Genomic DNA, 20,242 nt, shown 5'->3' with positions numbered 1-20,242 from the left:
CCATGACCGCCGCCATCACCGCCGTCTCGGGCCCCGCGCGGGTCGACTCGTCGCCGCTCGCGCTGGCGCGTCGCCTGCAGCCCGGGGACGTCGCGATCGTGGACGCGCTCGACCTCGACAAGCGCGCCGCCGCGGCCCTCGCCGCGCGCCGCCCGGCCGCCGTCGTCAACGCCCAGCCGTGCCTGTCGGGCCGCCTGCCCACCACCGGTGCGCTGGTGCTGCTCGAGGCGGGCATCCCGGTCGTCGAGTCCGCCGGCTCCGAGGTCCTCGCGATCCGCGACGGCGCCGCCGTGACGGTCGACGGGGCGCGGGTCGCCGCCGGCTCCCGGGTCCTCGACGACGGCACGCGCCTCAGCCTCGAGGACGTCGAGCACCGCATCCGCGTCGCCGACGAGGACCTCCATGTGCACGTCGCGTCGTACACCGCGACCGCGCTCGACCTGCTCAACCGGGACGCCGACCTGCTGCTCGACGGCATCGGCCTGCCCGAGCTGCGCCTGCCCGTCGACGGCCGCCCCGTCGTGGTCGTCACGCCCCGCTTCACCGGCGGCGACGAGGTGCTTGCCCGCTTCGCGCGCGAGCGCCGCCCCGTCGTCATCGGCGTGGGCGAGGGGGCGGACGCCGCGAGGGCCGCCGGCCTGATGCCGCGCATCGTGCTCGGCGACATCGCCGCCGTGGGCGAGGACGTGCTGCGGCGCGCCGCCCAGGTGATCGTCCACGACCCGGTGGGCCGCGACGCGGGCGTCGCCCGCGCGCAGGCGATCGGCCTGAGCCACGACGCGTGCGAGGCGCGCCTCGCGAGCGAGGACGTGGCGCTCCTCGCGGCGCACGCCGCGGGCGCCTCGGTGGTCGTCGTCGCCGGCGCCCGCGACGGGCTGCTCGACTACGTCGAGGACCGCTCGACCGCGGGTGCGGGCGCGCTGCTGTCACGCCTGGTCGCGAGCGGCAGCGTGGTCGACGCGGGCGCGCTGCCCGCGCTCTACCGCCACCGCTACAGCGCGTGGACGGCGTGGGGCGCGCTCGGCCTGGCGGCCGGCGCGCTCGTGCTCGCCGCGTGGGGCACCCCCGAGGGGCACGATGCGCTGGCCTCGGCCTGGCAGTGGCTGTCCGACACGGTGGGCGGCGGGCGATGAGCGACGCGCGCACCCGGCTCGTCTCGACCGCCGCCGGCATCGCGGTCCTCGCCACCGGCGTCGTGCTCGGCTCCGGACCGCTGCGCGCGGCCCTGCTCGGCGAGACCGGCGACCGCATCGACACGCTCGAAGCCGAGGTCGCGTCGCAGCAGGAGCGCGCCGACGACGCCGAGACGCGCGCCGCGACCGCTGCCGGCTACGTCGACACCACCGCGCCCACGCTGCTCATCGACCTGCTGCCCGGCACCGCGGTCGTCGTGGTCGCGGCGCCCGGCGCCCCGGCCGACGTCGTGGAGGCGCTCGAGTCCCGCCTGCCCCTCGCCGGCGCCGAGGAGGCCGGCGCGGTCGCTCTCGGCGACGCGTGGGACGACGACGCCACCTCCGAGTTCCGCGCCGCCCTCGCCGAGCAGGTCTCCTCCTCGCTGGTCGGCGTCGACACCGCGGATCCCGCCGCCGTCCTGGCGCACGCCTTCGTGCAGGGGGCCACCGGCACGGCGCCCACCGGCGCCGACAGGGGCGACGTCGGCGACGCCGGCACGGACCGCGGCGCGGTGCTGTGGGACCTCCTCGCGCAGGCGGATCTCGCCGAGGGCGACGCCGCGACGCGCGCGGACGCGATTCTTCTGGTCGCCGGCCGGAAGGACGCGACGGCCGCGCTGGCGGACGCCTTCGCGGCCTACGACGCGCCGGTCACGGTGGTCGGTGCTCCCGCCGCCATCACCGCCCAGACCAGGCGTGACGATGTGGCGACCGTCGCATCGTCCGACTGGACGCTGGGCTCGGTGACGGCCGTCGCGACCGTGTCCGAGACGCTCGCCGGGATCCTCCCGCACTACGGCGACGGCGACGTCCCCGCAGTTCTGGGCGTTTCCTAGGACGCACCCGGGACTCTCGGCTGTTAGAGTTGAAGCCCGTGGAGCGAACGCGATTCTCGTCCGGCACGGACCATGTCACCCGTCAGATCTTCGTCACCGGAGGCGTCGTGTCCTCCCTCGGGAAGGGACTGACGGCCTCGAGCCTCGGTCGCCTTCTCCGCTCGCGCGGCCTGCGCGTGACGATGCAGAAGCTCGATCCCTACCTCAACGTGGATCCGGGCACCATGAACCCCTTCCAGCACGGCGAGGTCTTCGTCACCGACGACGGCGCCGAGACCGACCTGGACATCGGCCACTACGAGCGCTTCCTCGACGTGGAGCTCTCCGCGGCGTCGAACGTCACCACGGGCCAGGTGTACTCGCAGGTCATCGCCAAGGAGCGCCGCGGCGAGTACCTGGGCGACACCGTCCAGGTGATCCCGCACATCACCGACGAGATCAAGCGCCGCATGCGTCAGCAGGCCGGCCCGAACGTCGACGTGATCATCACCGAGATCGGCGGCACCGTCGGCGACATCGAGTCGCAGCCGTTCCTCGAGGCCGCGCGCCAGGTCCGCCACGACGTGGGCCGCGACAACGTCTTCTTCCTCCACGTCTCGCTGGTGCCGTACATCGGCCCCTCGGGCGAGCAGAAGACCAAGCCCACCCAGCACTCCGTGGCCGCGCTGCGCTCGATCGGCATCCAGCCCGACGCGCTCGTGCTGCGCTCCGACCGCGAGGTGCCCACGTCGGTCAAGAACAAGGTCGCGCTCATGTGCGACGTCGAGCCCGCCGCCGTGGTCAACGCGGTCGACGCGCCGAGCATCTACGACATCCCCAAGGTGCTGCACGCCGAGGGCCTGGACGCCTACGTGGTGCGCCGCCTCGACCTGCCGTTCCACGACGTCGAGTGGGGCGCCTGGAACGACGTCCTCAAGCGCGTGCACAAGCCCGCCAAGGAGGCGGAGATCGCGCTGGTCGGCAAGTACATCGACCTGCCCGACGCGTACCTGTCGGTGACCGAGGCGCTGCGCGCCGGCGGCTTCCACCACAACACGCGCGTCCGCATCCGCTGGGTCGCGTCCGACCGCTGCCAGACCCCGCAGGGCGCCCAGGAGGCCCTCGGCGGCGTCGACGCCGTGCTCGTGCCGGGCGGCTTCGGCGTGCGCGGCGTGGACGGCAAGATCGGCGCGCTGCGCTGGGCCCGCGAGAACAAGGTGCCCACGCTCGGCATCTGCCTCGGCCTCCAGACGATGGTGATGGAGTACGCCCGCAACGTGCTCGGCCTCGAGGGCGCCTCGAGCTCCGAGTTCGACCCCGACACGCACCACCCCGTGGTCGCCACCATGGAGGAGCAGCTCGAGATCGTCGAGGGCAAGGGCGACCTGGGCGGCACGATGCGCCTGGGCGAGTACCCCGCGCTCCTCAAGGAGGGCTCGGTGGTCGCCGAGACGTACGGCGCCACGACCGTGGGCGAGCGTCACCGTCACCGCTACGAGGTCAACAACGCGTACCGCGCGCAGCTCGAGGAGGCCGGCCTGGTCGTCTCGGGCGAGAGCCCCGACCGCTCGCTCGTCGAGTTCGTCGAGCTCCCGCGCGACACCCACCCGTACTACGTGTCGACGCAGGCGCACCCCGAGTTCCTGTCGCGCCCGACCAAGGCGCACCCGCTGTTCGCGGGCCTCATCGGCGCGGCGATCGCCCGCCAGGAGGAGGCCTCGGCCCCCGCGGACGCCGCGACCGTCTGATGATCGAGGACGTCCCCGGCGGACGGCCGGTCGTCGAGTCGCGCCTCGCCTACCAGGGCAAGGTGTGGGACGTGCGCACCGACCGCGTCGACCTGGGGGAGTCCGGCCAGGTCCAGCGGGACTACATCCACCACACGGGCGCCGTGGGCGTCATGGCCATGGACGAGGCCGAGCGGGTCTTCCTGGTCCGGCAGTACCGCCACGCGGTGCGCGCCGAGACCTGGGAGCCGCCCGCCGGCCTCCTCGACCTGCGCGACGAGCCGCCCGTCGAGGCGGCCGCGCGCGAGCTGTTCGAGGAGGCGGACTTGCGGGCCGGCCGGTGGGACACGCTCGTCGACTTCCTGACGTCGCCCGGCGGCTCGTCCGAGGGCATCCGCATGTTCCTCGCCCGCGACATCACCGCGGTGCCCGAGGCCGAGCGCTTCGAGCGTCACGAGGAGGAGCGGGACATGGAGGGCCGCTGGGTCCCGCTCGACGAGATCCTCGCCTCCGTCTGGGCCGGCGTGGCGCAGAGCCCGTCGCTCGTCGTGGGCGCGCTCGCGCTCGACGGGGCGCGCCGGTCGGGGTGGCAGACGCTGCGCCCGGCCGATGCGCCGTGGCGCCGCCCGCCGTCGCTGCTCGACTGACCGTCGCCGCGCGGACGCTCCTCCACACACGGGAGCGCCCTCGAACCGTGATTCAGGGCATGTGCCCGGTCACATGACGCGTCTCGGTGGATCAGCGCCGGAACTGTGTGGAGGAGCGCGCGTACCGCGGGGCGCTAGCTGGCGACCGTGGGGGCGAACCCCGCCGCGCGGAGCGCCTCGAGCACCTCGCCCTGGTGGTTGGGCCCGCGCGTCTCCACGCTGACCTGCAGCACCACGTCGTTGAGCGTGAGGCCGAGGTCGTGGCGCGTGTGCAGCACCTCGATGACGTTGGCGCCCACGCCCGCGAGCAGCTCCGCGACGCGCGCGAGCTGGCCCGGGCGGTCGGGCAGCGGGATCCGCAGCGTCATGTAGCGGCCCGAGGCGACCAGGCCGTGGGCGACGATGCGCTGGAGCAGCAGCGGGTCGATGTTGCCGCCCGAGAGGAGCGCCACGGTGGGCCCGGTCGGCGCGATGAGCCCGCCGAGGATCGCGGCGACGGAGGCCGCGCCCGCGGGCTCCACGACGAGCTTGGTGCGCTCGAGCAGCGTGAGGACGGCGCGCGCGAGGAGGTCCTCGTCGACCGTGACGACCTCGTCGACCAGCTCCTGCACGATCGGGAAGGTGTGCTCGCCGGGCCGGACCACCGCGATCCCGTCCGCGATGGTGCCGCCGCGCTCGATCGTGACCGGGTGCCCGGCCTCGAGCGACGGCGGGAAGGCCGCGGTGGCGGACGCCTGCACGCCCACGATGCGGATCTCGCGGCCCTGGAGCGCGGCCACGGCCTTCGCGGCCACCGCGACGCCCGCGATGAGGCCGCCGCCGCCGATGGGCACGACGATCGTCTGCACGTCGGGCACGTCGGCGAGGATCTCGAGGCCGATCGTGCCCTGGCCCGCGATCACGTCGGGGTGGTCGAACGGGTGGATCATCACCGCGCCGGTGCGCTCGGCGTGCTCCGCGGCGAGCGCGAGGCACTCCTCGACGGTCGCGCCGTCGGTGGCGACCGTGGCGCCGTAGCCCTTGGTCGCGAGGAGCTTGGGCACGGGCGCGCCGAGCGGCATGAAGATGGTCGCGTCGACGCCCAGCTGCTGCGCCGCGAAGGCCACGCCCTGCGCGTGGTTGCCAGCGGAGGCCGCGACCACGCCGCGGGCGCGCTCCTCGGGCGTCAGGCGCGACAGGCGGTAGGTCGCGCCGCGCAGCTTGAACGAGCCCGTGCGCTGGAGGTTCTCGAGCTTCATGTGCGTCGGCACGCCCAGCAGGTCGGTGAGCAGCGTGGCCTGGTCGACCGGCGTGTGCTGCGCGACGCCGGCGAGCACCCGCGCGGCGTCCTCGACGTGCGCGAGCGTCACCTCGGCCATGTCAGGCCTCCACGGTCTCGCGCGCGGTGAGCCGGAAGAAGGCCGAGTGCGCGGCGGTGAGCACGGCCGCGCCGAACAGGTGGAAGCCGACGATCAGCGCGGGCAGGCCGAGGAAGTACTGGACGTAGCCGATGAGGCCCTGCGCGAGCGTCACGCCCACGAGCACCCAGTACGACAGGCGCGCCTCGTCGCGCGCGCCCGCGCTGCGGTCGCGGCGGATCCGCCAGCCGATCCACGCGAGCAGGGCCACGAAGGCCCACACGGTCATCGCGTGCGCCTTCGCGACCATCACGGGGTCGAGCGCGAGGCGCTCCGTCGCGTCGGCGTCGCCGGAGTGCGGGCCGGCGCCCGTGGTGAGCGCGCCGATGACGAGCAGCACGACGAGCAGCCCGGCGGAGACCCACCGCTCGACCTTCAGCGGACCGCCGATGCGGCCGCGCGCACCGCGATAGCGGAGCGCGAAGCGGACGGAGTACCAGACGAGCGCGAGGCTCAGCAGCATGTGGGGCGCCACCACCAGGGGGTGGAGCTCGACGAGCACCGTGATGCCGCCCAGGACGGCCTGGCCTACGACGCCGAGCGCCGGAACGAGGCCCCACCACTTGAGCTCGGGGCGCGTGCGCCACACCGCCACGGCCATGGCGACCGCGACGACGAGCAGCAGGAAGGTCAGCGTGCGGTTGCCGAACTCGATGTACGGGTGGATCGACGTCGCCTCGTGCAGCGTCGGCGTGAACTCGCCGGGCTCGCACTGCGGCCAGGTCGAGCAGCCGAGGCCCGAACCGGTGAGGCGGACCGCGCCGCCGGTGACGATGATGCCCGCCTGCGTCGCGATGTTGGCCAGCGTGAGGCCGCGCGCGATGCGGTAGCCGCGGCCGGTGGGCGCGGGGGAGGGGGCGGACGGGTTCTGCTCGGTGGTGCTCGACACGCGACAATCCTAGGCGCGCGGGCACGATGCCCCGGTCGCCCGGGCGGGCACGATGCACGGGCCCGGCGGGCACAGAACCGCGGTCGCGCGCGTTGTGGAAGGGGTGCCCCGCATCGTCCCCGCGCGCCCCGAAGGTGGTTAGGCACCCCTTGCTTGCGGGCTAGAATTTAATGAATCAAAATGTTTCTTAATTGACCCGCGGCCGATGCTGCCCGCGGCACGACAGCACGAGAGGAGCCCGGATGCACGCCGACACCACGCGCGATCGAGTCCTCAGCCTCATCGCCACCGCGGGCCCCATCACGGCCGCCGCGCTGGCGACCGAGCTCGGCGTCACGCCGGCCGGCGTGCGACGCCACCTGTCCTCGCTCGAGGACTCGGGCTACATCGTCGACCACGAGCCCCCGGGCCAGCAGGTGCGCGGCCGCGGCCGCCCCGCGCGCTCGTTCGTCGCCACCAACGAGGGCCAGCGGGCCCTCGCCTCCGCGTACCGGGACGTCGCCGTCGACGCGATGTCCGCGCTGCGCGACTCCGGCGGTCTCGAGGCCTTCGTCGAGGCCAAGGCCAAGGAGCTCGAGGACGCCGTGTCGTCGTGCGTCGACCCCGACGCGCCCCTGGCGCGCAAGGTCGACGATCTCGCCGCCGCGCTCGGCGAGCGCGGCTTCGCCGCCTCGGTCCGCCCGGGCCCCGGCGGCATCACCGTCCAGCTGTGCCAGGGGCATTGCCCCGTCCAGTCCATCGCGGAGAGGACCCCCGAGTGGTGCGAGGCCGAGGCCCGCGCGTTCTCGAGGATCCTCGACGTGCACGTGCAGCGGCTGTCGACCCTCGCGGGCGGCGCGCATGTCTGCACCACCACGATCCCGCTCGCCACCCCCACCCGTAAGGAAGGATGAGCATGAGTGCTCCGACCGAGCCCATGACGCAGGACGAGGCCATCGCCTCGATCGGCAACTACCAGTTCGGATGGCACGACTCGGATGAGGCCGGCGCGCTTGCCAAGCGCGGCCTCAACGAGGACGTCGTCCGTGAGATCTCGGCGCTGAAGAACGAGCCCGAGTGGATGCTGGAGACGCGTCTCAAGGGCCTGAAGCTCTTCGGCAAGAAGCCGCTGCCGAACTGGGGCTCCGACCTCACCGGCATCGACTTCGACAACATCAAGTACTTCGTGCGCTCCACCGAGAAGCAGGCGACCTCGTGGGAGGACCTGCCCGAGGACATCAAGGAGACGTACGACAAGCTCGGCATCCCGGAGGCGGAGAAGCAGCGCCTCGTCGCGGGCGTCGCCGCGCAGTACGAGTCCGAGGTCGTCTACCACCAGATCCGCGAGGACCTGGAGGAGCAGGGCGTCATCTTCCTCGACACCGACACCGCGCTCAAGGAGCACCCGGAGCTGTTCGAGGAGTACTTCGGCACCGTCATCCCCACCGGCGACAACAAGTTCGCGGCGCTCAACACGGCCGTGTGGTCGGGCGGCTCGTTCGTCTACGTCCCGCCGGGTGTCCACGTGGAGATCCCGCTCCAGGCCTACTTCCGCATCAACACGGAGAACATGGGCCAGTTCGAGCGCACGCTGATCATCGCGGACGAGGGCTCGTACGTGCACTACGTCGAGGGCTGCACCGCGCCGATCTACTCGAGCGACTCGCTGCACTCGGCCGTCGTCGAGATCATCGTGAAGAAGAACGCCCGCGTGCGCTACACGACCATCCAGAACTGGTCGAACAACGTGTACAACCTCGTCACCAAGCGCGCGACCGCGGCCGAGGGCGCCACCATGGAGTGGGTCGACGGCAACATCGGCTCGAAGGTCACCATGAAGTACCCGGCGATCTTCATGCTCGGCGAGCACGCCCGTGGCGAGACCCTGTCGATCGCCTTCGCGGGCGAGGGCCAGCACCAGGACGCCGGCGCCAAGATGGTGCACGCCGCCCCCAACACGTCGTCCTCGATCATCTCGAAGTCCGTCGCCCGTGGCGGCGGCCGCACCTCGTACCGCGGCCTGGTCCAGGTCCTCGAGGGTGCCAAGAACTCGAAGTCGAACGTGCTGTGCGACGCCCTGCTCGTCGACCAGATCTCGCGGTCCGACACCTACCCGTACGTCGACGTCCGCGAGGACGACGTCCACATGGGCCACGAGGCCTCCGTCTCGAAGGTGTCCGAGGACCAGCTGTTCTACCTCATGTCCCGAGGCCTCGAGGAGTCGGAGGCCATGGCCATGATCGTGCGCGGGTTCGTCGAGCCCATCGCGCGCGAGCTGCCCATGGAGTACGCGCTCGAGCTCAACCGCCTCATCGAGCTCCAGATGGAAGGATCCGTCGGTTGACCGTCACCGATCACACCCAGGCCACCGCTGACACCGCGCACTCGCACGGCGTCATCCCCGACAAGTCGCGCGCGGACCGCGTCGTCTCCTTCGACGTCGACGCCTTCCCCGTGCCGACGGGCCGCGAGGAGAACTGGCGCTTCTCGCCGGTGCGCGACCTCCGGCCGCTGTTCGCGGACGAGGCGGCCGACGGCCACCTCGAGTGGACCACCAGCGAGCTGCCCGCTGGCGTGACGCTCGCGGAGGTGCCCGCGGACGAGGCGCGCGAGCGCACCGTGCGCGAGCCCGGCGACCGCGCGTCGGCCATCGCCGTCAAGCACGCCGGCGGCGCGATGGCGCTCACGATCGCGGCGAACACCGTGGTCGAGGAGCCCATCACCATCGACCTCAACGGCGTCGGCGGCGACGTGCGCGGCCACCTGCTCGTCGAGCTCGGCCAGAGCGCCGAGGCGACCGTGGTCATCAACCGCACCGGCACCGCGCGCTACTCCGAGCTCGTCTCGATCGACCTCAAGGACAACGCGGGCCTCAACCTCGTGCTGCTGCAGCAGTGGGACGAGGACGCGATCCACGCCGGCGAGGTGCTCGCACGCCTCGGCCGCGACGCGCGCCTGCGCGGCACGGTCGTGACGCTCGGCGGCAAGGTCGTGCGCCTCAACACCTCGGCCGCGTTCGCGGGCGAGGGCGCGAGCGTCGACCTGTTCGGCCTCTACTTCGCGGACTCGGGCCAGCACCAGGAGCACCAGCTCTTCGTCGACCACGCCGTCCCGAAGTGCACGTCGCGCGTCACCTACAAGGGTGCGCTCGCGGGCAAGACGGCCCACTCGGTGTGGATCGGCGACGTCCTCATCCGCGCCGCGGCCGAGGGCACCGACACGTACGAGCTCAACCGCAACCTCGTCCTCACGGACGGCGCGCGCGCGGACTCGGTCCCGAACCTCGAGATCGAGACCGGCGAGATCGAGGGCGCGGGCCACGCGTCCGCGACCGGCCGCTTCGACGAGGAGCAGATGTTCTACCTGCGCTCGCGCGGCATCTCGGAGGAGCAGGCCCGCAAGCTCGTGGTCCGCGGCTTCTTCGCCGACCTCATCCACGAGATCGGCGTGCCCGCGGTCGAGGAGTCCCTCATGCGCCAGATCGACCTCGAGATCGCTCACGTCGAGGAGGAGCTCGAGCATGAGTGAGCAGCTCGCGTGCATGGTCGCCGACCTCGAGCCGGGCTCCGCGATGCTCGCGGAGCTCACGCTCGCGGACGGTTCCGACATCCCCGTCGCGATCGTGCGCGCGGATGACGGCGACTTCTACGCGATCGACGACCTCTGCACCCATGGAGAGGTGTCCCTCTCCGAGGGCGACGTCGACGGCTGCCACGTCGAGTGCTGGGCCCATGGCTCGCGCTTCGACGTCCGTACCGGCGAGCCCGACGAGCTCCCCGCCATCACCCCCGTGAAGACCTACCCGACCCGCGTCGACGGCGAGCGTGTGCTCGTCGACGTCGACGCCCCCAAGAATTCCCTGAAGGAGAACGCATGAGCACCCTGGAGATCCGCAACCTCCACGTCACCGTCGAGACCCCCGAGGGGACGAAGGAGATCCTCAAGGGCGTCGACCTCACCATCAACTCCGGTGAGACCCACGCCATCATGGGCCCGAACGGCTCGGGCAAGTCGACGCTCGCCTACTCGATCGCCGGCCACCCCAAGTACGAGATCACCGAGGGCTCGGTCACGCTCGACGGCGAGGACGTCCTCGAGATGAGCGTCGACGAGCGCGCCAAGGCGGGCCTGTTCCTCGCGATGCAGTACCCGGTCGAGGTGCCCGGCGTGTCCGTGTCGAACTTCCTCCGCACCGCGAAGACCGCGATCGACGGCGAGGCCCCCAAGCTCCGCACGTGGGTCAAGGAGGTCAAGGGCGCGATGGAGAACCTGCGCATGGACCCGTCGTTCGGTGAGCGCGGCGTCAACGAGGGCTTCTCGGGCGGTGAGAAGAAGCGCCACGAGATCCTCCAGATGGAGCTCCTCCAGCCCAAGATCTCGATCCTCGACGAGACCGACTCGGGCCTCGACGTCGACGCGCTGCGCATCGTCTCCGAGGGCGTCAACCGCGCCAAGGAGAACACCGGCCTGGGCGTCATGCTCATCACGCACTACACGCGCATCCTCCGCTACATCAAGCCGGACTTCGTGCACGTGTTCGTCAACGGCCGTGTGGCCGAGCAGGGCGGCCCCGAGCTCGCCGAGCGTCTCGAGGCCGAGGGCTACGACCGCTACCTGGCGAACGCCTGAGCATGCTCCCCGACCTGCGCGGCGACTTCCCGATCCTCACCCGCACGGTGAGGAACGGGAGGCCGCTCGTGTACCTCGACTCCGGCGCGACCGCGCAGCGGCCGCTCGCCGTGCTCGAGGCCGAGGCCGCCTTCTCCCGTGAGCACAACGGTGCCGTCGCGCGCGGCGCGCACCTGCTCGCGGAGGAGGCGACCGATGCGTTCGAGACCGCGCGGGCGTCCGTCGCCGAGCTGATCGGCGCATCGGCCGACGAGGTCGTGTGGACGTCCGGGGCGACCGCGGCGCTCAACCTGGTCGCGAACGGCATGCTGCAGGCGTCGCTCGGCGCCGGCGGCGCCGAGGCCGAGCGCTTCCGCGTCGGCCCCGGCGACCGCATCGTCGTCACGGAGCTCGAGCACCACGCCAACCTCATCCCGTGGCAGCAGCTCGCCGCCCGCACGGGCGCCGAGCTCGCGTGGATCCCGGTGGACGATGCGGGGGAGCTGATCCTGGACGGCCTGTCCGAGATCATCACCGAGGCCACCAAGGTCGTCGCGTTCACGCACGCGAGCAACGTCACGGGCGTCATCACGGACGTCGAGCCGATCGTGCGCCGCGCGCACGAGGTCGGCGCGCTCGCCGTGCTCGACGGCTGCCAGTCGGTGCCGCACATCCCCGTCGACGTCGCCCAGCTCGGCGTGGACCTTATGGCGTTCTCCGGGCACAAGATGCTCGGGCCCACCGGGGTGGGCGCGCTGTGGGGCCGCAAGGAGTTGCTCGACGCGCTGCCGCCGTCGGTCTTCGGCGGCGGGGCGATCGCGATCGTCACCATGGAGACCACGACGTGGCTCGACGCGCCCACGCGCTTCGAGCCCGGCACCCAGCCCGTCGCGCAGGCGGTCGGGATGGGCGCCGCGGCGCGGTACCTCATGGACCTCGGGATGGAGAACGTCGCCCGCCACGAGGCCCGCATCGCGCAGATCCTGCGCGAGGGGGCCGCGGCGCTGCCCGGCGTGCGGCTCATCGGCCCGGTCGGCGATCCCACGCGCTTCGACGTCCTCGGCCTCGCCGCGGTCGCCGTCGAGGGGGTCCACACGCACGACGTCGGGCAGGTGCTCGACGATCGCGGCATCGCCGCGCGCGTCGGTCACCACTGCGCGCAGCCGCTGCACCGGCGTCTGGGGCTGACGGGCTCGACCCGCGCCTCGGCCCACGTCTACACCACCGAGGACGACGCCCACGCCTTCGTCGAGGCGCTGGCGGGAGTCCGCGAGTTCTTCGGAGTCACCGTATGAGCCTTGAGGCGATGTACCAGCAGGTCATCATGGACCACGCCCGCGAGGGCCACGGCCGCGGCCTCGTCGACCTCACCGCGGCCGGCCGCGGTGAGTCGCACCAGGTCAACCCCACCTGCGGCGACGAGGTCACGATGCGCGTGGGCGTCGACGGCGACACCGTCGCGGCCATCGCGTGGGAGGGCCACGGCTGCTCGATCTCCCAGGCCTCGATCTCGGTCCTGTCCGAGCTGGTCGAGGGCGAGTCCCTCGACACCGCCGACGAGATCTACGAGGCGTTCCGCGCGCTCATGCAGTCGAAGGGCGAGCACCTCGACGAGGAGCGCGAGGACCTGCTGGGCGACGCGACCGCGTTCGTCGGGGTGGGCAAGTATCCTGCACGCATCAAGTGCGCCCTGCTGGGCTGGATGGCCTTCAGGGACGCGCTCATCCAGGCGCGCACCGCATCGTCCGGTGCCGCCGTCGAAGGAGGAGAGGCATGACCGAGGAGACCAAGGCTCCTGCCAACGCCGCTGACGTCGAGGAGGCGCTGCGCGACGTCATCGACCCCGAGCTCGGCATCAACGTCGTCGACCTCGGCCTCGTCTACGGCGTCATGCTCGACGAGAACCGCCACGCGGTGATCGACATGACGCTGACGTCCGCGGCGTGCCCGCTGACCGACGTGATCGAGGACCAGACGTCGCAGGCCCTCGCCGGCCTGGTCGACGGCTTCCGCATCAACTGGGTGTGGATGCCGCCGTGGGGCCCGGACAAGATCACCGACGACGGCCGCGAGCAGCTGAGGGCGCTCGGCTTCAACGTCTGAGCCGCATCGTCACGAGAGCCTCCTTCCCCTGACGGGGAGGGAGGCTCTCGGCGTTGTTGGGGGCGCCGCGGGGTCGGGCCCACGCGGACGGAACAGCGCCGGACTGTGGTGCGACGCGTCACAGAGCTCGCCTCGGCCGTCTCTCCCTCGACGCCTGGTACTTTGGCTCGCGGCAAGTAACCGGAGGAGTTCGAATGCCCGACGAAGCGTGGCCGCCGTTCGTATCCAGCCTGATGGCAGCGCTCGAGGCGAGCCCGCACGACGTGCCTCTCCGGCTTCACGTCGCCTCGGTGATGCTCGACCACGACGCGCCGGCCAGGGCCGCGGGCCTCTGCGCCGAGGTCCTCGCGTTGGATCCGGACAACGCGGACGCCCTGCGGCTCCTGTCCACGGCGACGGAGGCGCTTCGGCGTCCGGTGTCGGCGCGGGAGGCGGAGTTCGACTGGAGCGCACGGGAAGGAGAGGTGGCCGATCTCGTGCCGCCGGTCTTCGTGACGGGGTCCGAGGACATCGACGGCGACGACCGCGCGGGCGACGCGGATGCGGTGGACTCCGATATCCGGCTCGACGACGTGGGGGGCATGGCGGACGTCAAGCGCCGTCTCGACCTCGCTTTGCTGACCCCCATGCGGAATCCCGAGCTGGGCAAACTGTACGGTCGTAGCCTCCACGGAGGGCTGCTGCTGTACGGCCCGCCGGGCTGCGGGAAGACCTTCCTCGCCAGGGCGATCGCCGGGGAGCTGGGCGCGAAGTTCTACGCCGTCTCCCTCGCCGACGTGCTCGACATGTGGCTCGGGGCCAGCGAACGCAATCTGCGGGAGGTCTTCGAGACAGCGCGCGCGAACGCGCCCTGCGTCCTCTTCCTCGACGAGATCGATGCGTTGGGGCAGAAGCGATCCAACCTGAGTGCGAACCCGGCCATGCGGGGCACTGTCAACCAGCTCCTCTCGGAGATGGATTCGGTCAGGTCGAACAATGAGGGCGTCTTCGTCCTCGCCGCGACCAACCATCCGTGGGACATCGACCCTGCGCTTCTGCGACCGGGACGCCTGGACCGGACGCTGCTGGTAGGACCGCCCGACACTGAGGCCCGCCGCTCGATCCTCGAGTACCACCTGAGGGACCGGCCGCTGGAGTCGATCGACGTGCCCAAGATCGTTCGGATGACCGATCACTTCTCCGGCGCCGACCTGGCCCACCTGTGCGACAGCGCAGCGGAGCTGGCGCTGGAGGACTCGATCGCCACCGGCACGGTACGGATGATCACGATGGCGGACTTCGCGGGCGCGATCAAGCACATCCGCCCCTCGACCTCGAGCTGGCTCGAGGACGCGCGCAACGTTGTGACCTTCTCCAACCAGGGAGGTCGGTACGACGAGCTCGCCGCCTACATGAAGAAGCGCCGGATGCTCTGATGAGCGCGTGGGCAGCACTCGAACAGGCGCGTAGCCTGATCGCCGTCGGCCGCAATGGCGCCGCGATCGAGGCGCTCGCACCCGCCATGGCTGACAACGCGACCGCCCCTGAGGCCTGGTGCCTGCAGACCCAGGCGCTCCTCGCCGAAGGTGACCACCAGCACGCTCTGCAGTCCGCCAAGCGCGCCATCGAGTTGCGACCCCACGACGAGTGGGGACATCGCTTGCATGCTCTTGTCCTGCTCGGCGCGGGCAACAAGGCGGGCGCGCTGAGCGCCGCCGAGGAGGCGGTCCGGCTCGCACCGGATCAGCTCGAATGCCTCCATGTGCTCGCCATCTGCCAGATCCAGATGCGGAGCACTAGGAAGCAGGCGGTCGTCACCGCTGACATGCTCCTCGACCGCCACCCGGATTCGGCCCTGGCGCACTACACGGCCGGCGCCGTGCATGCGTCCCTCCGGAAGTATCCGAAGGCATTGCCGCTCCTTCGCGAGGCCTTGCGGCTCGATCCCCAGATGTCTGACGCCGCGGCATTGCTCGCAGACATCCTCAAGGCGACCGGTCGCCCTCATGAGGCCGGAGAGATGTACCTTGCGGCTGCCCGTGCCTCGCCGACAGACAGCTCGATCCGCCGGTCGCTGGGAAGGCTCGGAGTGCCGGCGATCGGTATCAGCGCGTGGTTGATCCTCCGTGCCACGATCGTGGTGAGCGCTGCCAGGAATGCGACGTGGATGGACCCCATGGCCGCCACGGCCATCCTCGCGGCATTCTTCGTCCTGGTCGGCGGCTTCTTCGTGTACCGCCGGTTCACAGGCACGCGCACCTTGCCCGACGACGTCCACCGTGCTCTCGCCCGCGACCATCGAAACTACGCGCTGGGTTGGCTTGCGACGGCCGGAGTGATCAGCATTCCGCTGGCCCTCTGGGCGGCTTTCGCCCCGCCTGGCGACGGCAGATCGTTCAAATTGGCGCTCGGCCTGGTCGCGTTCGGTCTCTGCACCTTCGTGGCGTTCGCGGTGATGTGGACGGGCCCCTATCCCAAGCACGTTGCGGTCGCTGCGCGGTGGCTCGAGCGTCTCCGCGCGTCCGTGATGCGCTGAGGCACGCGTCGTAGCCGTGACTCGCCCACCACGGATCACGTTGCGGATGCCACCGGACAGGGTGACGATGGTCGAGGCCCCGTCCCGCGATCCCCAGGAGCCCCATCCATGGTCTACACGGTCGGATACTTCATCGGCAGCCTGTCGTCCCGCTCGATCAACCGGCTTCTGAGCAAGGCGCTCATCCGGCTCGCCCCGGACGACCTCGAGTTCGTCGAGATCCCGATCGGCGACCTGCCGCTCTACAGCCCCGACTACGACGCCGACTTCCCGCCCGCCGCCGTCGCGCTCAAGGAGGCGATCGCCGCCGCGGACGCGGTGCTGTTCGTCACCCCGGAGTACAACCGGTCCATCCCGGGCGGGCTCAAGAACGCCCTCGACTGGGCGTCCCGGCCGTCCCGCCAGAACTCGTTCCACCACCTGCCCGCCGCTGTCATCGGCGCCTCGCCCGGGCGCATCGGTACCGCGGTCGGCCAGCAGAGCCTGCGCGCCGTGCTGAGCTTCTGCAACGCGCGCCAGATGACCGCGCCCGAGGCCTACATCACCTTCACACCGGGCCTCGTGACCGAGGACGGCGAGGTGACCGACCCGAAGATCGAGGCGTTCCTGGCGTCCTTCATGCAGGAGTTCCGCGAGCACATCGTGCGCGTGCTCACCGTCCTCCCGCGGGGCTGAGCCCATGACCTCGCACGTCGCGCTGATCCGCGGCATCAACGTCGGCGGCAAGAACCCCGTGCCGATGGCCCGCCTGCGGGAGGTGCTCGCGGCACGGGACGTACCCGCACGCACCTACATCCAGTCGGGCAACGTCCTGCTCGACACCCCCGCGCTCGACGAGGCCGGCGTCGCCGACCTCATGGTCGCCGTCCTCGCCGAGGAGTTCGACGTCGACACGATCGTGGTCGCGGTGTCGGCGGCGACGATGCGCGCGGCGGTGGACGATGCGCCCGAGGGCTTCGGCACGGAGCCGGACACGTACCACTCCGACGTCGCGTTCCTGCGGCCGGGGGTGGACGCGGTGGAGGCGCTCGGCGAGTTCAGCATGCGCGAGGGCGTCGACGCGGGCTGGGCGGGGGAGGGCGTCGTGTACTTCCGGCGGCTCAGCGCGCAGCGCACGAAGAGCCGCATGTCGCGCGTGATGAGCAGGCCCGTCTACCAGGACATGACCATCCGCAACTGGGCGACGACCACGCGGCTCGTCGGGATGCTCGACGAGGGCTAGCGGCGGCGCTCGCGGCGGGACCCGGGGCGCACGGGCGCCTCCTCCTCGGTGCGCGGCATCTCGCGCACCGGCGGCTCGGCGAGCACGGGAGGCGGCGCATCGTCCTCCGTCACCTGGCGTGGTTCGATGCGCGCGGCCCGGCCGTGCTCGGCGATGCCGCGCGCGTGCAGCGCCTGGCCCAGCTGGAGCGCGAAGCCGACCGTGCGGGAGGCCGAGGGGATGAGGATCGCGCGCGGGGAGCGGTCCATGCCGCGGGCCCGCGCCGCGACCCGTGACTCGGTGAGGATCTGGGCGGCCTCGGGGATGGCGCGCAGGGTGAGCGACACCATCACGCCGATGCTCTCCGGCGGCAGGAGCCAGCGCAGCGGGCGCGCGAGGGTGGTGACGAAGTCGAGCATCGCGCCCATCGAGGTCGAGCTCGAGACCGCGAGCGCGAGGGCCGCGACGGACACGATGTCGCCGGCGAGGTCGAGGGCACGGACGTAGTCGCCGCGCAGCACCTGGAAGACGGTGGTGAGGGCCGCGATCAGGATGATCGCGCCCATGCCCTTGAGCGTCGCCTTGAGCGGCGGCAGCGTCGACGCGAGCAGCAGCAGGCACGCGGCCGTGATGCCGATGCTGGTGACGGGGTCGGACACCGCGATCGAGGTGATCGACACCCCCACGAGCAGGAGCATCTTGAACCACACCGGCGCGAGGTGCAGCGCCGTGCGCTTCGGCCGGTAGATGCCCAGCAGGGAGATCACGCGGTGGCGCCCTGGCTCGCGCGTCCGAACATGAGGTCGCGGTACACCGCGACGGCCTCCTTGGGGTCGCCGTCGAAGACGACGCGGCCGAGGTCCACCACCAGCGTGCGCTCGGCGCGCGAGGCGGAGTCGAGGTCGTGGGTGACCTCGATGACCTGGAGGGGGAGCGAGCGGAGCAGCGCGCCCACGTGGGCGCGCCAGCGCAGGTCGAGGAGCGTGGTCGGCTCGTCGGCGACCACGATCGACGGCGTGCACGCGAGCACGCCCGCGAGCGCGAGGAGCTGCCGCTGGCCGCCCGACAGCGCGTTCACGGACACGTCCGCCTTCGCGGCGAGGCCGATCTCGCGCAACGCCGACATGGCCGCGTCGTCGCGCTCCTTGCGGTTCTTGATGAGCCGGCGCAGCGACAGCGCGACGTCCTCGATGGCCGTCGGCATGATGAGCTGCGCGGACGGGTCGGTGAAGAGGTAGCCCACCTTGCGCCGCACCTGGGCGCCGTGGCGCTGCGTGTCGAGGCCGTCGACCTCGACCGAGCCCTCGACGGGCAGCACGAGGCCGTTGATGAGACGCGCGAGGGTCGACTTCCCGGAGCCGTTGGCGCCGATGATGCTGATGCGGTCCTCGGTGAGCGTGAGGGTCGTCGGCTCGAGGATCGGCACCCCGGAATCGGGCGCGACGACGGCCGCGTCCTTGAACTCGATCATGGGGTCAAGGGTAAGCGGTGCGCTTCCGGGGCCGAAATCGCCCGCCGCGCCGCCGCGTCTGCGACGATCGGAGGGAGCCACGGGGGGGGCACGCATGGCCGAGATCACGCTGCGCGACGGGACGGACCTGCACTACGAGCTGGCGGGCGACGGCGAGCCGCTCGTGCTGATCCACGGCGGGTTCACCGAGTCCCTCACGTGGGAGCAGTCGCTGCCCGGACTCGCCGCGAGGTTCCGGGTGGTCGCCTACGACCGCCGCGCGCACGGGCTCAGCGGGGCGGGGACGGGGGAGCGCTCGGTGCGCGGCGACGTCGCGGACCTGGCCGAGCTCGTCGAGAGGATCGACCTGGGGCCGGTGCACGTGGCGAGCTTCTCGTACGGGGCGGTCGTCGCCATGGCGCTCGCGGTCGAGCGTCCCGAGCTGGTGCGGCGGGTCGCCGCCCACGAGCCGCCGCTGCTCGGCGCGCTCGCCGGCCGTGACGAGCACGCCGAGGTCCTCGCGAACGTGATGGAGGCCTACGCGGCCGTGCGTGCCCTCCTCGAGGACGGCGAGGACGAGCGCGGGGCCGCGCTGTTCGTCGACACCGCGATCGGGCCCGGCACCTGGGCGTCGCTCCCGCCCGAGGCGCGGGCACGGTTCGTGCAGCACGCCCCGGCCTTCCTCGCCGACCTCCGCGACCCCGACACCGTCCTCGGCATGGACGTCGAGCCCTTCCTGTCGCTGGACCGGCCGCTGCTGTTGACCTACGGAGGCGAGACGCCGCCGATGTACGTCGCGATCTGCGACGTCCTCGCCGAGGCGCTGCCGCACGCGCGCCTGCACACCTTTGACAGCGCCGGCCACGTGCCGCATGTCAGCCATCCCGAGGACTACGTCGCGGTGACGTCCGGCTTCCTGACGGCATGAGGCCGGCTACGCGGTGGCGCGAGCGGCCTCGTCCTCCGGGTCCGTGACGCGGGACGATGCGCGGCGCGCCGAGCCGAGCAGGCCCGGGTAGGCGCGGTGGATGGCGGCGGCGACGATGCCCGCCACGACCACCTTGAGGATGTCGCCCGGGATGAACGGCAGGACGCCGACGGTCAGGCCCGACACGCAGTCGATGTCGGTGATCGACGAGCAGCCGGTGGGCAGCATCGGCATTCCGGTGCGCCACACGAGCCACGGCACGCCGACCGCGTAGACCAGCGGGATCGACAGCAGGCCGATGCCGATGAGGGAGGCCGTCGCGGTGCCGCGGCGCGCGAGGACGCCCCGGCGGGCCAGGAGCTGCGCGAGCGCGCCGATGACGGTCGCGGCGAGCACGAAGCCGATGAGGTAGCCGCCCGTCGGGCCGGTCAGCACGACCAGGCCCGCGGCGCCGTTGGCGAAGATCGGCGCGCCCACGAGGCCGAGCACCAGGTAGAGCGAGACCGCGGCGAGTGCGCGCCACGGTCCGAGCAGCAGGCCGGTCAGCACGATCGCGAACGTCTGCAGCGTGAGCGGCACGCCTCCGATGAGCGTGACCTCGGGCACGAGCGTCGAGGCGGCGATGAGGCCGGCGAAGACGGCGACGAGCGCGATGGACTGGCCGGTGAGGCCGCGGTTCCGAGCCATGGGGACCCCCTGGGATAATGGACGCCGGTCACCCTACCCGCGCGCCAAGTCCCCTGGTCCGGGTTCTGTGGAGGGTGCAGAAACGTTGTGGGGACACCACAATGACGGCCGCATCGGCAGCAGG

At 71.9% G+C, this 20,242-nt stretch carries 22 protein-coding genes; 17 read left to right on the top strand and 5 right to left on the bottom strand.

Annotation, left to right across the window (positions count from 1 at the left end; genetic code table 11):
* The first annotated feature begins 2 nt into the window (after positions 1–2).
* Genes steA through AOM02_RS02175 form a run of 4 tightly spaced genes read left to right on the top strand, consistent with a single transcriptional unit; the run spans position 3 to position 4,361 of the window.
* Positions 3–1,133, top strand: coding sequence for a putative cytokinetic ring protein SteA (gene steA, locus AOM02_RS02190; RefSeq protein WP_062296168.1), 1,131 nt, complete (start codon positions 3–5; stop codon positions 1,131–1,133).
* Positions 1,130–2,008: a copper transporter gene (locus tag AOM02_RS02185; protein WP_062296166.1), complete on the top strand. Its 879-nt coding sequence runs from the start codon at positions 1,130–1,132 to the stop codon at positions 2,006–2,008. Before steA ends, AOM02_RS02185 begins: the two co-directional genes overlap by 4 nt.
* A gap of 38 nt (positions 2,009–2,046) precedes the next feature.
* Positions 2,047–3,735 carry a CTP synthase gene (pyrG, locus tag AOM02_RS02180; protein WP_062296164.1) on the top strand — a complete coding sequence of 563 codons (1,689 nt, stop codon included), beginning with the start codon at positions 2,047–2,049 and terminating at the stop codon, positions 3,733–3,735.
* Entirely contained in the window at positions 3,735–4,361 is a 627-nt protein-coding gene (locus AOM02_RS02175) for an NUDIX domain-containing protein (RefSeq protein WP_062296162.1), read from the top strand. Before pyrG ends, AOM02_RS02175 begins: the two co-directional genes overlap by 1 nt.
* Positions 4,362–4,495: 134 nt before the next feature.
* Here AOM02_RS02175 and ilvA read toward each other — a convergent pair whose 3' ends face one another.
* Together ilvA and AOM02_RS02165 are read right to left on the bottom strand one after the other, a co-directional pair.
* On the bottom strand, positions 4,496–5,719 hold the full coding sequence (gene ilvA / locus AOM02_RS02170) for a threonine ammonia-lyase (protein WP_062296160.1): 1,224 nt from the start codon (positions 5,717–5,719) through the stop codon (positions 4,496–4,498).
* 1 nt (position 5,720) lies between these two features.
* Positions 5,721–6,647, bottom strand: coding sequence for a COX15/CtaA family protein (locus tag AOM02_RS02165; protein WP_082104814.1), 927 nt, complete (start codon positions 6,645–6,647; stop codon positions 5,721–5,723).
* Between the two features lie 242 nt (positions 6,648–6,889).
* Here AOM02_RS02165 and AOM02_RS02160 point away from each other — a divergent pair, with 242 nt between their 5' ends.
* From AOM02_RS02160 to AOM02_RS02105, 12 genes are all read left to right on the top strand, one after another.
* Positions 6,890–7,540 carry a helix-turn-helix transcriptional regulator gene (locus AOM02_RS02160; RefSeq protein WP_062296157.1) on the top strand — a complete coding sequence of 217 codons (651 nt, stop codon included), beginning with the start codon at positions 6,890–6,892 and terminating at the stop codon, positions 7,538–7,540.
* A gap of 2 nt (positions 7,541–7,542) precedes the next feature.
* On the top strand, positions 7,543–8,970 hold the full coding sequence (gene sufB, locus AOM02_RS02155; protein WP_062296155.1) for a Fe-S cluster assembly protein SufB: 1,428 nt from the start codon (positions 7,543–7,545) through the stop codon (positions 8,968–8,970).
* Complete coding sequence (sufD, locus tag AOM02_RS02150; protein ID WP_062296153.1) at positions 8,967–10,154, top strand: Fe-S cluster assembly protein SufD; 1,188 nt, start codon at positions 8,967–8,969, stop codon at positions 10,152–10,154. Before sufB ends, sufD begins: the two co-directional genes overlap by 4 nt.
* Positions 10,147–10,503, top strand: a complete 357-nt coding sequence (locus AOM02_RS02145; protein WP_062296151.1) for a non-heme iron oxygenase ferredoxin subunit — start codon at positions 10,147–10,149, stop codon at positions 10,501–10,503. The genes sufD and AOM02_RS02145 overlap by 8 nt, the downstream gene beginning before the upstream one ends.
* Positions 10,500–11,255 (top strand): Fe-S cluster assembly ATPase SufC, encoded by a 756-nt coding sequence (gene sufC / locus AOM02_RS02140; protein ID WP_062296149.1) that lies wholly within the window; start codon positions 10,500–10,502, stop codon positions 11,253–11,255. Before AOM02_RS02145 ends, sufC begins: the two co-directional genes overlap by 4 nt.
* A gap of 2 nt (positions 11,256–11,257) precedes the next feature.
* Positions 11,258–12,529, top strand: a complete 1,272-nt coding sequence (locus AOM02_RS02135) for an aminotransferase class V-fold PLP-dependent enzyme (RefSeq protein ID WP_062296147.1) — start codon at positions 11,258–11,260, stop codon at positions 12,527–12,529.
* Positions 12,526–13,011, top strand: coding sequence for a Fe-S cluster assembly sulfur transfer protein SufU (gene sufU / locus AOM02_RS02130; protein WP_062296145.1), 486 nt, complete (start codon positions 12,526–12,528; stop codon positions 13,009–13,011). Before AOM02_RS02135 ends, sufU begins: the two co-directional genes overlap by 4 nt.
* Positions 13,008–13,337, top strand: coding sequence for a metal-sulfur cluster assembly factor (locus tag AOM02_RS02125; RefSeq protein ID WP_062296142.1), 330 nt, complete (start codon positions 13,008–13,010; stop codon positions 13,335–13,337). The genes sufU and AOM02_RS02125 overlap by 4 nt, the downstream gene beginning before the upstream one ends.
* A gap of 194 nt (positions 13,338–13,531) precedes the next feature.
* Positions 13,532–14,752 carry an ATP-binding protein gene (locus AOM02_RS02120; protein WP_062296140.1) on the top strand — a complete coding sequence of 407 codons (1,221 nt, stop codon included), beginning with the start codon at positions 13,532–13,534 and terminating at the stop codon, positions 14,750–14,752.
* On the top strand, positions 14,752–15,852 hold the full coding sequence (locus AOM02_RS02115) for a tetratricopeptide repeat protein (protein ID WP_062296138.1): 1,101 nt from the start codon (positions 14,752–14,754) through the stop codon (positions 15,850–15,852). Before AOM02_RS02120 ends, AOM02_RS02115 begins: the two co-directional genes overlap by 1 nt.
* Positions 15,853–15,960: 108 nt before the next feature.
* Complete coding sequence (locus AOM02_RS02110) at positions 15,961–16,527, top strand: NADPH-dependent FMN reductase (RefSeq protein WP_062296136.1); 567 nt, start codon at positions 15,961–15,963, stop codon at positions 16,525–16,527.
* 4 nt (positions 16,528–16,531) lie between these two features.
* Positions 16,532–17,074: a DUF1697 domain-containing protein gene (locus AOM02_RS02105; protein ID WP_062296134.1), complete on the top strand. Its 543-nt coding sequence runs from the start codon at positions 16,532–16,534 to the stop codon at positions 17,072–17,074.
* Here AOM02_RS02105 and AOM02_RS02100 read toward each other — a convergent pair.
* Positions 17,071–17,820, bottom strand: coding sequence for an energy-coupling factor transporter transmembrane component T family protein (locus tag AOM02_RS02100; RefSeq protein WP_062296132.1), 750 nt, complete (start codon positions 17,818–17,820; stop codon positions 17,071–17,073). The two genes, AOM02_RS02105 and AOM02_RS02100, sit on opposite strands and share 4 nt — an antisense overlap.
* Complete coding sequence (locus tag AOM02_RS02095) at positions 17,817–18,524, bottom strand: energy-coupling factor ABC transporter ATP-binding protein (protein WP_062296130.1); 708 nt, start codon at positions 18,522–18,524, stop codon at positions 17,817–17,819. Before AOM02_RS02095 ends, AOM02_RS02100 begins: the two co-directional genes overlap by 4 nt.
* 94 nt (positions 18,525–18,618) lie before the next feature.
* On the opposite strand from AOM02_RS02095, the gene AOM02_RS02090 reads away from it, so the two are divergent.
* Positions 18,619–19,431, top strand: a complete 813-nt coding sequence (locus AOM02_RS02090; protein WP_062296128.1) for an alpha/beta fold hydrolase — start codon at positions 18,619–18,621, stop codon at positions 19,429–19,431.
* A 6-nt stretch (positions 19,432–19,437) separates the two neighbouring features.
* Here AOM02_RS02090 and AOM02_RS02085 read toward each other — a convergent pair whose 3' ends face one another.
* A complete protein-coding gene (locus AOM02_RS02085; RefSeq protein ID WP_062296126.1) occupies positions 19,438–20,118 on the bottom strand; it encodes a biotin transporter BioY in 681 nt (226 codons plus the stop codon).
* Between the last annotated feature and the right edge of the window lie 124 nt (positions 20,119–20,242).

This window comes from Demequina maris (assembly GCF_000971155.1).
GTDB lineage: Bacteria > Actinomycetota > Actinomycetes > Actinomycetales > Demequinaceae > Demequina > Demequina maris.
Note: the sequence above shows the minus strand (reverse complement) of the source record. Positions and strands in the feature narration are given on the sequence as shown.

What these genes read in the sequence shown, in the direction of transcription:
- steA (WP_062296168.1), top strand. Translation starts at nt 3, where the DNA reads ATGACCGCCGCCATCACCGCCGTCTCGGGCCCCGCGCGGGTCGACTCG.
- AOM02_RS02185 (WP_062296166.1), top strand. Translation starts at nt 1,130, where the DNA reads ATGAGCGACGCGCGCACCCGGCTCGTCTCGACCGCCGCCGGCATCGCG.
- AOM02_RS02175 (WP_062296162.1), top strand. Translation starts at nt 3,735, where the DNA reads ATGATCGAGGACGTCCCCGGCGGACGGCCGGTCGTCGAGTCGCGCCTC.
- ilvA (WP_062296160.1), bottom strand. Translation starts at nt 5,719, where the DNA reads ATGGCCGAGGTGACGCTCGCGCACGTCGAGGACGCCGCGCGGGTGCTC.
- AOM02_RS02160 (WP_062296157.1), top strand. Translation starts at nt 6,890, where the DNA reads ATGCACGCCGACACCACGCGCGATCGAGTCCTCAGCCTCATCGCCACC.
- sufB (WP_062296155.1), top strand. Translation starts at nt 7,543, where the DNA reads ATGAGTGCTCCGACCGAGCCCATGACGCAGGACGAGGCCATCGCCTCG.
- AOM02_RS02145 (WP_062296151.1), top strand. Translation starts at nt 10,147, where the DNA reads ATGAGTGAGCAGCTCGCGTGCATGGTCGCCGACCTCGAGCCGGGCTCC.
- sufC (WP_062296149.1), top strand. Translation starts at nt 10,500, where the DNA reads ATGAGCACCCTGGAGATCCGCAACCTCCACGTCACCGTCGAGACCCCC.
- AOM02_RS02135 (WP_062296147.1), top strand. Translation starts at nt 11,258, where the DNA reads ATGCTCCCCGACCTGCGCGGCGACTTCCCGATCCTCACCCGCACGGTG.
- sufU (WP_062296145.1), top strand. Translation starts at nt 12,526, where the DNA reads ATGAGCCTTGAGGCGATGTACCAGCAGGTCATCATGGACCACGCCCGC.
- AOM02_RS02125 (WP_062296142.1), top strand. Translation starts at nt 13,008, where the DNA reads ATGACCGAGGAGACCAAGGCTCCTGCCAACGCCGCTGACGTCGAGGAG.
- AOM02_RS02120 (WP_062296140.1), top strand. Translation starts at nt 13,532, where the DNA reads ATGCCCGACGAAGCGTGGCCGCCGTTCGTATCCAGCCTGATGGCAGCG.
- AOM02_RS02115 (WP_062296138.1), top strand. Translation starts at nt 14,752, where the DNA reads ATGAGCGCGTGGGCAGCACTCGAACAGGCGCGTAGCCTGATCGCCGTC.
- AOM02_RS02110 (WP_062296136.1), top strand. Translation starts at nt 15,961, where the DNA reads ATGGTCTACACGGTCGGATACTTCATCGGCAGCCTGTCGTCCCGCTCG.
- AOM02_RS02105 (WP_062296134.1), top strand. Translation starts at nt 16,532, where the DNA reads ATGACCTCGCACGTCGCGCTGATCCGCGGCATCAACGTCGGCGGCAAG.
- AOM02_RS02095 (WP_062296130.1), bottom strand. Translation starts at nt 18,524, where the DNA reads ATGATCGAGTTCAAGGACGCGGCCGTCGTCGCGCCCGATTCCGGGGTG.
- AOM02_RS02090 (WP_062296128.1), top strand. Translation starts at nt 18,619, where the DNA reads ATGGCCGAGATCACGCTGCGCGACGGGACGGACCTGCACTACGAGCTG.
- AOM02_RS02085 (WP_062296126.1), bottom strand. Translation starts at nt 20,118, where the DNA reads ATGGCTCGGAACCGCGGCCTCACCGGCCAGTCCATCGCGCTCGTCGCC.